Annotated in this window: 11 protein-coding genes; 9 read left to right on the top strand and 2 right to left on the bottom strand. The window is 43.5% G+C overall.

Annotation, left to right across the window (positions count from 1 at the left end; genetic code table 11):
* Positions 1 to 56 precede the first annotated feature (56 nt).
* From AC0VYJ_RS19080 to AC0VYJ_RS19040, 9 genes are all read left to right on the top strand, one after another.
* Complete coding sequence (locus AC0VYJ_RS19080) at positions 57 to 722, top strand: DUF4867 family protein (protein WP_475365907.1); 666 nt, start codon at positions 57 to 59, stop codon at positions 720 to 722.
* Between the two features lie 14 nt (positions 723 to 736).
* Positions 737 to 2518 carry a solute:sodium symporter family transporter gene (locus AC0VYJ_RS19075; protein ID WP_475365906.1) on the top strand — a complete coding sequence of 594 codons (1782 nt, stop codon included), beginning with the start codon at positions 737 to 739 and terminating at the stop codon, positions 2516 to 2518.
* A gap of 26 nt (positions 2519 to 2544) precedes the next feature.
* Positions 2545 to 4587: an alpha-glucosidase gene (locus AC0VYJ_RS19070; RefSeq protein WP_475365905.1), complete on the top strand. Its 2043-nt coding sequence runs from the start codon at positions 2545 to 2547 to the stop codon at positions 4585 to 4587.
* Positions 4588 to 4680: 93 nt separating this feature from the next.
* Positions 4681 to 6024 (top strand): sulfoquinovose isomerase, encoded by a 1344-nt coding sequence (sftI, locus tag AC0VYJ_RS19065; protein WP_475365904.1) that lies wholly within the window; start codon positions 4681 to 4683, stop codon positions 6022 to 6024.
* 14 nt (positions 6025 to 6038) lie between these two features.
* A complete protein-coding gene (locus tag AC0VYJ_RS19060; RefSeq protein WP_475365903.1) occupies positions 6039 to 7202 on the top strand; it encodes a diphosphate--fructose-6-phosphate 1-phosphotransferase in 1164 nt (387 codons plus the stop codon).
* Entirely contained in the window at positions 7192 to 7923 is a 732-nt protein-coding gene (locus AC0VYJ_RS19055; protein ID WP_283153553.1) for a GntR family transcriptional regulator, read from the top strand. Before AC0VYJ_RS19060 ends, AC0VYJ_RS19055 begins: the two co-directional genes overlap by 11 nt.
* A 15-nt stretch (positions 7924 to 7938) precedes the next feature.
* The gene (locus AC0VYJ_RS19050) at positions 7939 to 8829 is read left to right on the top strand and encodes a class II fructose-bisphosphate aldolase (RefSeq protein WP_475365902.1); all 891 of its coding nucleotides are present in this window, start codon (positions 7939 to 7941) and stop codon (positions 8827 to 8829) included.
* A gap of 20 nt (positions 8830 to 8849) precedes the next feature.
* Entirely contained in the window at positions 8850 to 10283 is a 1434-nt protein-coding gene (locus tag AC0VYJ_RS19045; protein WP_475365901.1) for an aldehyde dehydrogenase family protein, read from the top strand.
* Positions 10284 to 10380: 97 nt separating this feature from the next.
* Complete coding sequence (locus AC0VYJ_RS19040; RefSeq protein WP_283153556.1) at positions 10381 to 11289, top strand: AEC family transporter; 909 nt, start codon at positions 10381 to 10383, stop codon at positions 11287 to 11289.
* An 89-nt stretch (positions 11290 to 11378) separates the two neighbouring features.
* On the opposite strand, the gene AC0VYJ_RS19035 is transcribed toward AC0VYJ_RS19040, so the two are convergent.
* Positions 11379 to 11543 (bottom strand): hypothetical protein, encoded by a 165-nt coding sequence (locus AC0VYJ_RS19035; RefSeq protein WP_475365900.1) that lies wholly within the window; start codon positions 11541 to 11543, stop codon positions 11379 to 11381.
* A 100-nt stretch (positions 11544 to 11643) separates the two neighbouring features.
* Positions 11644 to 12846, bottom strand: a complete 1203-nt coding sequence (locus tag AC0VYJ_RS19030) for an iron-containing alcohol dehydrogenase (RefSeq protein WP_475365899.1) — start codon at positions 12844 to 12846, stop codon at positions 11644 to 11646.
* Between the last annotated feature and the right edge of the window lie 5 nt (positions 12847 to 12851).

Below are 12851 nucleotides of genomic sequence, written 5' to 3'. Positions count from 1 at the left end.
TTATAAAAGGTTATGATGTTTAAATAAACATTACTACTTATATCGGAGGTTCGGCTATGATTGAAATAGTAAAGGAACGGAATCCAAATCTGGATGTGCAGTCGGTTGACTCGGCAGCTTTTAAGACGTATGGCAGAATTCTTCATGATTTCCCATATGAACAAATGTCGGAGTTAATGAAGGAAACGGTTATTCCTGAACAAGGAAATCAGTACGTTCCTTCAAAAGAAGAACTTGAGGATGATCGTATCAAAAAGTTCATCGAGAACAGCTACTATGGAGGGATGCCGGTCCAAATTGGGTACTGCAACGGGAATAATTCTTCTCTTGGAGGACTTGAGTTTCATAAGGGCAGCGAAATAAACGTGGCAGTGACGGATTTTGTGCTCCTACTAGGACATATGAATGACGTTGTGGATCATACATACGATGTGAAGAACATCCAGGTATTTTATGTTCCAGAGGGCACCGCGATTGAAATGTACCAAACGACGCTTCACCTTGCTCCTTGTAAAGTAAGTGATGAAGGATTTAAATGTACGGTGATCTTACCTGAAGGCACAAATTTACCATTAGCACAATCGCAAAGAGGGCACGATCCGCTTCTATTCATGAAAAATAAATGGCTTCTTGCTCATCGTGAACATGAACGTTTTATGGCACAGGGCGCACACGAAGGAATAGTCGGTGAAAATATAACAGTTGCTTACAGCAAGCTATAAAGGAGGACAAGCTCATGTCTGGTATTACATTCACATTAGTATCGTGCGTCTTTTTCATGGCACTTGTTGCTTGGGTTTCATACTTAAAAACAAGAAATTCAGTTAATGACTCGGATGGTTACTTTCTCGCAGGTCGTGGGTTAACAGGAGGATTTATTGCAGGATCTCTTTTGCTCACAAACTTATCAGCAGAACAGTTAATTGGTTTGAATGGACAGGCCTATAGAACAAATCTTTCCAACATGGCCTGGGAAGTAACGGCGGCTTTTGCAATTGTCATTATGGCATTAATTTTGCTGCCGCGCTATCTTGGCGGAGCCTTCTCAACATTACCTGAGTTTTTAAGTAAACGATATGATGAAAGCGTTCGTAGATATACAGTTATTCTGTTTATGCTTGGCTATATGTTTGTAACGATTCCATCAGTACTGTATTCAGGAGCGCTTGCTATTCTTCGACTTTTTGATGTACCGGAGCTACTCGGTATTTCCTTTCAATCCTCTGTCTGGCTCGTGATTTGGGTTATTGGTATTATCGGTGCCATCTATGCGATCTTCGGAGGATTAAAAGCGGTGGCAGTCTCCGATACCCTGAACGGAATTGGTCTTCTCTTTATTGGATTAATTGTTCCAGTACTAGGTTTTATAGCACTTGGAAATGGCGACATGTTAGATGGGATAAAAACCATTACGACAGAAAACCCTGAGAAATTAAATGCAATTGGCTCAAGTACGGATTCTGTTCCGTTTTCAACGATTTTTACCGGTATGATTTTTATGAATATGTTCTACTGGGGAACAAACCAGTACGTGATTCAACGAACGCTTGGGGCGAAAAACCTTGCTGAAGGACAAAAAGGAGTTCTTTTATCAGGATTTTATAAATTAACTGTTCCGTTTATGATGATGATTCCAGGTGTTATTGCCTTTCACCTTTATGGCAGTTCAATGGATCCTGTTGATCTAGCTTATCCAACGGTTGTATCAAATTTGCTACCTACATTTATGTCTGGACTCTTTCTAGCTGTGCTTCTTGGTGCCGTGTTCTCAAGTTTTAACTCTCTATTAAATAGTGCGGCTACGATGTTTGCGCTTGATGTATACAAAGCAGGTATTAATAAAAATGCAACAGATCGACAACTAATCAATGTCAGTAAGTATTTTGGAAGCGTTCTCGCACTTGTCTCTTTTTTCATTGCGCCAATGCTGATGAACGCACCTGATGGATTATGGGATTTGATTCGCCGTTTTACAGGATTCTTTAACATACCGATCATTGCGATTGTTCTTGTGGGGATAGTTTCCAAACGCATTCCTGCGCTTGGTGCAAAAATCGCGATTATCTTCCATGTGATTACGTACTACATGCTTGTATGGGGATTAAACCAGCTATTTAGCATTGAGATTACGATGAACTTTATTCATATCTCGGCGATTCTTTTCCTTATTGAAGTCGCTATCATGATGGTCGTCGGTCGCATTAGTCCTCTTCCTGAAGCGTATGAATTTAGAGCAAACCCTAAGGTTGATATGGTTCCATGGAAGTTTACGATTCCAGTCTCTGTTGTTCTGATTAGTCTCGTTGTTATGGTTTATATCCTATTCTCACCTATTGGACTTGCTTATGCAGGTGGAATGGTTTCAGCATGGTTCTGGCCATCAATACTAGGTGCGGCTGTAGTCGGAACGCTTTGTTATCTTTTCGCATTAAAATCCTGGAATAAAAAATATTCAGGTTTTGTAACAAGAAAACATGAAGAAGCGGTAAACGCTGAGAAAAAATTTAGAAGTGCTTAAACGAAAAGAAGGTAGGGGGAATTACATTGAATACACTAAAGACTAAACCTGGTTTTGAAGTGAAGCAAAATGGAGAAGAATTCGAAGTTTATTTTGACCGTCGCTTATTGTTTCGGCATTCACCTGCCCGCCCGTTTATTTTCATTGGTAGCGGTGAAGAAACGATTGATATGTATAGAGGGAATTTTAAAATAAAGGATTATGTAGTGGAAAGAGTAGCTCTTCGTTATGCCACAGTGCGGTATGAAGGCGAGACGTGTCGAATCGGCTTTCGTCACTTCTCTCATGATCATGAATTACTAACAATGGTATTAAAGCAGGACAAAGATGGACTTCGCGTTTCTTTCGAGCTCGTCGATCCACTTTTTAATCGCTTCTGGGTTCGCGTTGTAGCCGATGCAGATGAGAAGATTTACGGTTGTGGGGAACAGCTTTCCTACTTTAATTTAAGGGGAAAGAATTTCCCTTTATGGACGTCTGAACCTGGTGTGGGGCGGAATAAATCTACGTATACAACTTGGCAGGCCGACGTGAAAGATCAAGCTGGTGGTGACTATTACAATACGAATTATCCGCAACCAACCTATGTATCTACGAATAAATATTATTGCCATGTAGAGACAACTGCTTTTGCAGACTTTGATTTTCAACGAGACGATTTTCATGAGTTGCATATCTGGGAAGCGCCAGCCTCGATTCTTTTTGAAACGGGACAAACATATAAGGATCTCGTTGAAAAACTAACTTCTCGTCTCGGCAGACAACCCGAGCTGCCTGAGTGGACGTATAATGGCATCTGGCTCGGAATGCAAGGAGGAACAGAACGAGTACAAAATAAGCTTGATCGCGCTATTGGTAAAGGGATGAAAATCGGTGCTGTTTGGTGTCAAGATTGGCAGGGAAAGCGTGTGACGTCATTCGGTAAGCGATTAATGTGGAATTGGAAATGGAATCCAGAGGAGTACCCGGAGCTTGACCAAAAAGTGAAAGAATGGAAGCAAAAAGGGATTCGTTTTATGGGCTATATTAACCCCTATGTCGCTGTGGAAGGTGATCTTTACCGTGAAGCTTATGACAACGGCTATCTTGCTACAGCGTTAGATGGCGGTGATTATATCGTTGACTTTGGTGAGTTTTATTGCGGCGTGGTCGACTTTACAAACGAAGCAGCATGTGAATGGTACGAAGATGTCATTCAAAAGAACATGATTGATTTTGGTATGGACGGGTGGATGGCCGATTTTGGTGAGTACTTGCCGACTGATCTAAGACTTCACAATGGTGAATCTGCTACAAAAATGCACAATGCTTGGCCAGTGATGTGGGCAAAAGTGAATCACAATGCTGTAAAGAAAGCTGGACGATGGGGCGATGTTGTTTACTTTATGCGCGCAGGATACTCAGGAAGTCAGGGGTATTGTCCACTTCTATGGGCTGGTGATCAAAGTGTCGATTGGAGCCTTGACGATGGTCTTGCATCTGTTATTCCAGCTGCATTATCTGCTGGAATGAGTGGGAATGGCGTTCACCATAGTGATATCGGCGGATATACAAGTCTTCATGGGAACAAGCGGAACAAAGAACTGTTGCTTCGCTGGGTTGATATGGCGGCATTCACTCCCGTCATGCGAACGCACGAAGGCAACCGTCCTGACGATTGCTTCCAGTTTGATCAAGACGAAGAGACGCTTGAGCATTTTGTGAAAATGACGAACGTTTATACAGCACTTAAGCCTTATCTTAAAGAGCTGAGCAAAGAAAATGCTGAAAAAGGAATACCGATGCAACGTCCATTGTTTATGGAATATGAGAATGATCTAGCCTCTTATGACATTCAATATCAATATATGCTTGGATCAGATATGGTTGTCGCCCCGGTTTATGAAGAAGGAAAAGAAAACTGGTCCGTGTACTTACCTGAAGATGAATGGGTTCATTTATGGAGTGGCAAAGAGATGGGTGGAGGACGAGTTGAAGTAAAGGCTCCAATCGGAGAAACTCCTGTTTTCTATCGAAAGGGTTCTTCTTATGCAGACGTATTCCAAAAAGCAGCCCTTGAGTTAAAATAAGAAAGTAAATATAAAGGTTACTACCTATTTTAAAACATAATAATGTATGATATAGTATTTGTAACAAACAGAGGAGAAAGGTTGTGACCAATCGTGGCTAAAACAAGCATTCTATATGTACCAATTGGTAGAAAAACGTTTGATCTTGAAGCGGGGGAACTACAAAGAAAGAAAAGTTCAGAATTTCTTCATAGTGTGACGGCAAATGTGATTGAGCCTGAAGAGATCATCACATCACCTGAAGATCTAGAAACTTTTCTTGAAAACGTTAACAGCGAAGACATTGTTGCTAGTATTTATCAAAGCGTCACGTTTGCGGACGGTGAATTCATTGAGGCCCTCATTAAAAAAGTAGAAGCGCCAGTGATTGTCTGGTCCGTTCGTGAACCAAGTGTTGGCGGGAGACTTCGCTTAAACTCCTTAACCGGCGGCAATAGCACAAGTCATGTGCTTCGATGTGCGAATCATCCATTTAGCTTTGTATTTGGGAATGGCGATGAAGCGCAGGTGCAAAAGAGAATCAAGATTCAGCTAAAGGTTCAAAAGGTGATTGAAGATCTCAAAGATCTCACCATTGGTGTGATCGGGGAGCATCCTCCAGGCTTTTTCTTTTCAGGAACGGATGAAGAAGCCTTGCAAAAACAGCTTGGTGTGACAGTGAAAAACTTTGATTTAAACAAAGCGTTTGAGGAATGTGTGAAGCTCCCTCGGGAAAGATGGGAAGGCGCGATTGAACGAGCGGAGCAGCAGGTGATTGGGCTAAATCGTAACGAAGAAACCGTTCAGCGATTTGCTCAGTTTACAACGTACGTGCAGGAGCAAATTGATGCGGAAGATGTTTCGGCGCTTGCGATACGTTGTTGGCCTGACTTTTTCAATGAACTTGGCGCTGCAGCATGCTCAACTCTTTCTCAATTTACAGAAGACGGTGTGGTTTCATCGTGTGAATCGGATATTCATGGTTCCGTTTCGATGTTTATTCTTCAGCAGCTAACAGGAAGCGCCCCATACCTTGGTGATATGGTTCACGTGAACGAGGCGAGTAATTCAGTTGTGTTCTGGCATTGCGGCGCAGGCGCGTATTCGCTTGCACATCCTGATCAAGGCGCTCGACCTGGCGTTCATCCAAACCGTAAGCTCGGCTTTACGATGGAATTCGGTTTAAAGCCAGGTCGCGTAACGATGTTCCGAGTTGGTTATACGCCAGAAGGTTATCGCTTGTTGGTTATGAGGGGGAACGCATTGGATACGCCGCAGCGCTTCAATGGTACGTCTGTCGAAGTGGAACTGGAAACGGAAATAAATGATACGCTATACGGCTTAATGGAAGAGGGCTTCGAACCACATTACGCCATTATTTATGATGATGTTGCGGATGAGCTTGTTGAACTTGGTAAGCAGCTTGGGCTTGAGACGACGATCTATACGAAGAACTGAAGGGAGACAGTTGCATGAAAAAGGTCGCCATTGGCCAGGCCGGGGGACCTACGGCCGTCATTAATGCTACCCTCGCAGGGTTTGTGAAGGAAATCGAACGAGATCATGCCCTGCTTTTTATTCAAAATGGTTATGAAGGACTTGCGCACGGAATGTATCTTGACGGAGATAGTGAGATGCTTAGTCGCGTTCATCTACATCAGGATGTCCCGGGTGCGTGCCTTGGTTCTGGACGCTTTCCGTTAACAGATGAGCATATTGAAAATGGTGTGCGCTTGCTCCAGGCGCAGGGTGTCGATGTGCTTGTTTTTATCGGTGGTAATGGAACGATGGAGGCGCTAGCCAAAGTAGAAGCCGAAGCGAGAAGGCAAAACGTTTCGCTTCAGGTTCTTGGACTCCCTAAAACGGTTGATAATGACCTTGGAGGGACGGATCATGCGCCTGGTTTTGGAAGCTCAGCACGATATGTCGCTCAGGCCACAAGAGATATGAGCCGGGATCTCGCGTCGATGCAGAACTTTGAAAAGGTCAGGGTTCTTGAAACGATGGGAAGAAATGCCGGCTGGCTTTCCGCAGCGTCAGGGTTATTACAAGAATATGAAGAAGAAGGTCCTCATTTTATCGCTATACCTGAGCGCCCTATAAAAAAAGAAGTCCTTCTTGAGAATGTAAATACGGCTTTGAACCGCTTTGGTTACGCAACAGTCGTTGTAAGTGAAGGTGTTTTATTTGGGAATAGTGGTCAGGTTGAGAGAGGAAATGTGGATGGCAGAACAATACTGGGTGGCATTTCAAGTCAAGTGGCTCACTTTTTAAAAAATGAGCTAAGCGTTATGACAAGGGCTGAACTCCTAGGAATGAATCAGCGAAGCTTCTCCGCAGTCATATCAGATGTTGATCGAGAAGAAGCTTATACGGTTGGAAGAGTTGGCGCTGAATGGATTCGTGAAGGATTATCAAACGTTATGGTTTCAATTCAAAGGAATGCTCATCATCGTTATTCGGTGAGAATGCTTCCGATTGAACTTGAAAAAGTTGTCGCAGCTGGTGAACGTGTGTTGCCTGATGCGTTCATTCAAAATAAGAAGGCTTACTATGAATGGTTGAAGCCGCTCATTGGAGAAGATCTTGCGACGTATCCACCACCTATAAAGGGGAATGAGATCTATGTCGATTAATCAGATTGATCCAAATGGGGATGCTCTTTACCTCCAAATCAAAGATGTCCTTATTGAGCGCATTCAGACTGGTGCGTGGAAATCGAATACGCTCATTCCAACAGAGCAAGCGCTCATTAAGGAATTCGGTGTGAGTCGAACAACAATTCGTCAGGCGATTACGATTCTCGTTCAGAATGGACTGCTTGAGAAAAAGCAGGGCCATGGGACCATCGTCAAGCCTCATCAATTGGTTGGGAATCTTGGGCAGCTGAAAGGTTTTGCGGAAGAAGTAATGGAAAAAGGTCAAGTTCCTTCGTCAAAAGTTATCCGAGCTGAATTCAAGTATAACCTTTTCCATGAAAGTGAAATGCTTCAAGTGGCAGAGGGGTCACCTATTCTACTTGTAGAACGAATACGATTTGCTGATGAGACGCCAGTTGCGCTTGAACGCACATGCTGGCCAGAATCGATTGGCAAGCTACTAATTCAACATGATTTAAATGAAGCGAAATACTATGAAATACTCGAAAACTATCAGATTTATTTAAACAAAGCACAGGAGCGAATTGCAGCGATTAATGCGACGTTGGATGAAGCGGATTCTTTGGCGATACGGCCGGGTGAAGCGCTACTGGAAATGACACGTCTCAGCTATGGACTAAATGACCATCTAATAGAATACACCAAAACGAAATACCGAAGTGATCAGTACCACTACAATATTGAATTGAAGCGATAGAAGGGAGAAATGGTTATGCCATTTATTAACGGAAAAACAATGCTGGATCATGCTTTTCAAAACGGATATGGGGTAGGTGCTTTTAGCGCCCATAATGCGGAAACAGTGCTAGCAATTTTTGAAGCAGCTGCTGAGGAAAAAGCACCAATTATGATTCAAGTTGGACAAAAGGTGATTCAAACGCTAGGTATGGAAGCATTAAAAGGTCTAATTGATACGTACGAAAAAGAATTTGATGTTCCTGTTGCGATTCACCTTGATCATAGTCGTCAGTTCGAACAAACGATGCAAGCTGTTCAAATGGGCTTCCAATCCGTTATGTTCGATGGTTCAGGTTTATCGTTTGAAGAAAATACGGCGACAACGAGGAAAGTGGTCGACATTGCAAGAGCACTAGGCATTGGTTCTGAAGGTGAGATTGGTAAAATCGGTGGAACTGAAGATGATATTACCGTTGATGAAAAGGACGCCCTTATTACAACTACTGAAGAAGCTGTTGCTTTTGTAGAAGCGACAGATGTTGATTATCTCGCTGTATCAATTGGAACAGCACACGGTATTTATAAAGAAACGCCAAATCTTCGATTCGAACGACTGAAAGAAATTGTGGCGGCAGTCGAGCGCCCTGTCGTTCTTCACGGCGGTTCAGATGTGCCAGATGAGCAAGTACAGCGCGCGATCTCTCTAGGTATTGCGAAAATCAATGTTGATACTGAGCTACGTCAAGCTTTCACTAGAGGCGTGCAAGAAGCTTTTGGCGAAAATCAAAATGACATTGTGCTCGCGAGCTCACTTGGTCTTGGCCGTTTACGAATGAAGGAAAAAGTACAAGAAAAAATTCGCGTATTTGGAAGTCAAGGAAAAGCAGAAGAACTTTTGTCAGAGAAAAAGGTAGTAACGTTATAAAAAGGGAGGATGATGTTAAAGTGACAACGCAAACTTCAGTACGAACGTACGGATTATACATTAACGGAGAATGGCGAGATAAAACGACAACGGATGATGTGCTAAATAAATATACCCAAGAAATAACGGCCAAAACGGCTGCCGCTGAAGAACAAGATGTAAAAGATGCGGTCCAAGCTGCCAAGGAAGCTTTGAAAACCACTTTTTCTCCTTATGAACGATATACGGTACTTATTAAAGCAGCTGCAGTGCTCAGAGCTCGTCAAGATGAACTAGGTGAAGTGCTGGCGAAAGAAGTTGGTAAGCCATTAGCCGAGTGTAAGGGTGAAGTAGGAAGAGCTGCTTTAACTTTGGAAGTTTCAGCAGAGGAAGCCAAACGGATCCACGGCGAAGGAATCCCAGTGGAGTCAGCGCCAGGGTCTGAACAGCGTCAAGCTTATACGAGACGGTTTCCGATTGGTGTTGTCGCAGCGATTACGCCGTTTAACGTGCCGCTAAATCTTGTTTGCCACAAAATTGGCCCAGCGCTAGCCGCCGGGAATAGTGTTGTACTAAAACCAGCTGAAGTTACGCCGGTTTGTGCGATTCTGTTAACAGAGATTATGGAAGAAGCAGGTCTTCCGGCAGGCCGCCTGAACCTTGTCACTGGGGACGGGGCTACAGTAGGTGAATGGCTTCTATCTAACCAGGACGTGAACATGTTTACATTTACGGGAAGCCCTCGCGTTGGTCAGCATATTCGCGAAAAAGCTGGTTTACGTAAAGTAGCGCTTGAGTTAGGAAATAACTCCGCAACAATTGTGCATCACGATGCAGATGTTGAAACAGCTGCTACTCAGTCCGCACAGAAAAGTTTTAATAACGCTGGCCAGGTTTGTATTTCTGTTCAACGCGTTTATGTTCATGAAGATGTTTATGAGCCGTTCCTTGCAAAAATGAAGGAAGTAACAGAAGGCCTTGTTTTAGGAGATCCAATGGATCAGGCAACCGATGTTGGGCCGATGATTGCTGAGCGTGAAGCCATTCGTGTAGAAAGTTGGGTGAACGAAGCGGTTGAGCAGGGAGCTACTGTTGAAACAGGCGGAGAAAGAAATGGCGTCTTCTACCAACCTACTATTCTTTCGAATGTAAATGATAATATGAAAGTATGTCGCCAGGAAGTTTTTGGACCAGTCGTTGCCGTAAGCACGTACCGTTCCACCGATGAAGTGATTGCGAGAGTGAATGATTCGGAATATGGCCTTCAAGCTGGCCTATTCACGAACGACCTAGCGTTTACGTTAAAAGCGATCAATGAGGTACATGTGGGTGGACTGATTATTAACGATACGTCAGGTTATCGCGTTGACCATATGCCATATGGTGGTGTGAAGAAAAGCGGAACAGGAAAAGAAGGTCCACGCTATGCGATTGAAGAAATGACAGAAGAAAAAATTATCGTTTTTAACGGATAAGCGAAGAAAGGGGGCTGATTTTATCAGTTCCCTTTCATCCTGTTTTATTCGTATTCCAGGGCACGCTATCCTTTGAAGAAGCTGAAGGAGAATGAAGATGTCGATCATAACCATATTGCTGCCGATCTTCTTCGTATTTGGAGTCGGATATATTGCGCAACGTTTTCTTAACTTGGAGACAAGGGTGCTTTCAAACCTCGCTTTATATGTCCTCGTTCCGCTTCTCGTTTTTCGAACATTTTATGAGCAAGAAATTGATTCCTCCTATGGTTATTTGTCGATCTACATGCTTGGACTTTGCTTTGCGCTTATTGGGATCGTGAGCATTCTCTCTAAACTATATGGCTATACCGAATCAGAACGATGCGGATTGGTTTTATCGAGCGCGTTTATGAATAACGGAAATTACGGAACACCGCTTGTTCTCTTTCTTTTTGGGGCAGTCGGGATGGAAACAGCAATTGTTTTAATGGTGTTGCAGCAACTGTTAATGAGCACACTTGGCGTATATTATGCCGCAAAGGGAAGTCCAGACCACGATGGGATAAAGGCAGCTTTAAAAGCTGTTAGGAAAATGCCGATGGTTTACGGCGCCATTGTCGGGCTGTTGTTTCAATGGTTACATCTTCCTTTGGGTACAATAAGTGATGGCGTGGATTTAATTGCGGATGCGGCTATTCCCGTTATTATGGTGACGCTTGGTATGCAGCTTGCGAACATTCGTATTCGGGCGATTGACTGGCGCAAGCTATCAACGGCATTATCACTTAAGCTTATGGTTGCTCCGCTGATTGCCGCTGGCATTGTGCTTCTTATGCCTGTTGATCCATTAACAAAGCAAATTATGATAATAATGGCTGCTACCCCAACTGCCGCGAACACGACAATGTACGCGATTCAGTTTCATACTGAACCCCAAAACGTTTCAAGCGCAACGCTTGTTTCCACCGTGTCGAGCTTAGCGACGATGCCGGTGGTCATTTATTTAGCGACGACGTTTGTATAAAGTGGGGGTCAGGCGCGAGCCTGACCCCCACTACAAACAAAAAAGGCGAAAGTGTCCACTCACAGCGGACTCTTTCGCCTTTTTGATCATCAAATAAATGAAGCAATCAATAATGCGAGAAAGATAATCGATATTAATCCAAGAAAGATCACGCCCATTTTGCGAATAGCAGGAGGGAAGCGATCGGTTAGCGGTACTCGTATAAGAAAAATCATGATGGTAACTGATAGAATAAGAAGTAAAAAGTAACCCAAGAGTGACACCACCTAATTCATTTTTAAGTGGTGTTCCCTATGAAAGGGGAAATCAATCATAAAGCCCGCTGCGTAAGCAGGCTTTATAACTTGAATGACTTTATGGATGTTGAATAGTAGTAGGGGATGATTCAACAATTTCTCCCTTAAATGCTGATTGATAGATCGCGCGAATATCATCCTCATGAAGAGGGAGAGGGCTTCTTGCAAGCAGTCTTTTTTGTTTCAGGCCATCTTCTGTTAAGGACTCCAGGGCGTTAGCTGGAATTTCGAATCCACCAAGAGTACTTGGGATGCCAACGTCTTGAACGAGTCTTTCTAGCATTCGTACGCACTCATACGAGGCTTCTTCTTCTGAAAGGAATTGTGAGTTACCGCCAAGTGCATTCAGAATATCTCCCATTCGTTTCGTACAACTTTTTCGAATATATCCCATCACGTAAGGAAGAAGAACGGCATTGGAATCACCATGAGCGATATGAAATTGCCCGCCAAGAGGATAGGCAAGAGCATGAACTCCTGCTACGCCAGCATTAAAAAAGGCAAGGCCAGCGATATAACTTCCGTTACTCATATCGATTCGTGCTTCGCGGTCTTCTCCATCCGAAACAGCACGTCTGATCGAGCGACTAATTAACCTAATTGCTTGGAGAGCGAGGCCATCCGTTGTCGGGCTAGCGTTAATCGAGACATAAGCCTCAATCGCATGGGTAAGCGCATCGACACCGGTTGCTGCGGTCACTTTTGCTGGAACGGAAACGGTTAACTCGGGATCAACGATGGCTGCATCAGCTAGAAGATAGTCGTGTGTGACGACATCTTTTGTGCTTTCGAGTGAAAGAACAGATATATTTGTAACCTCTGACCCGGTACCGGCAGTTGTTGGAATTAATATTTTTGGCAAACCTTTATCGGTTATCTGTCTGCTTCCTGATAAGTTGAGGTAGTCAGAAACAGAACCTTCATGTACTGACAGAACAGCTGTTAATTTCGCGAGATCTAGCGCACTTCCTCCTCCGAGTCCTATAACGAGGTCAAATGCATTTTCTTTCGTATAGTTGACGAGTCTTTCGCCGATGGCAAGCGGTGGCTCTGGCTGTATATCAGTATATATATCGACTGAATATCCGGCCTCTTTTAAAGGAATGCTGACGCGATCTACGATACCGATATCATTTAATACAGGGTCAGTTACGACCAAAATTCGCTTTACAGCATACTTTTCAACTTCAGGTAAGAGCTGTGCAAGTGATCCCCAGCCAGTGTAGCTTAGTGGGGTGAAGACGAGTTTGGAAAAAGTCATTCAAA

Source organism: Anaerobacillus sp. 63XJN7_5_ISO-PGPR-S23-430, assembly GCF_056173695.1.
This window is presented reverse-complemented; position numbering and strand designations above follow the sequence as displayed.

Bases quoted from the DNA above. Each gene is read 5' to 3' on its own strand.
- AC0VYJ_RS19050 (WP_475365902.1), top strand. From the start codon at position 7,939: ATGCCATTTATTAACGGAAAAACAATGCTGGATCATGCTTTTCAAAAC.
- AC0VYJ_RS19080 (WP_475365907.1), top strand. From the start codon at position 57: ATGATTGAAATAGTAAAGGAACGGAATCCAAATCTGGATGTGCAGTCG.
- AC0VYJ_RS19030 (WP_475365899.1), bottom strand. From the start codon at position 12,846: ATGACTTTTTCCAAACTCGTCTTCACCCCACTAAGCTACACTGGCTGG.
- AC0VYJ_RS19040 (WP_283153556.1), top strand. From the start codon at position 10,381: ATGTCGATCATAACCATATTGCTGCCGATCTTCTTCGTATTTGGAGTC.
- AC0VYJ_RS19075 (WP_475365906.1), top strand. From the start codon at position 737: ATGTCTGGTATTACATTCACATTAGTATCGTGCGTCTTTTTCATGGCA.
- AC0VYJ_RS19060 (WP_475365903.1), top strand. From the start codon at position 6,039: ATGAAAAAGGTCGCCATTGGCCAGGCCGGGGGACCTACGGCCGTCATT.
- AC0VYJ_RS19055 (WP_283153553.1), top strand. From the start codon at position 7,192: ATGTCGATTAATCAGATTGATCCAAATGGGGATGCTCTTTACCTCCAA.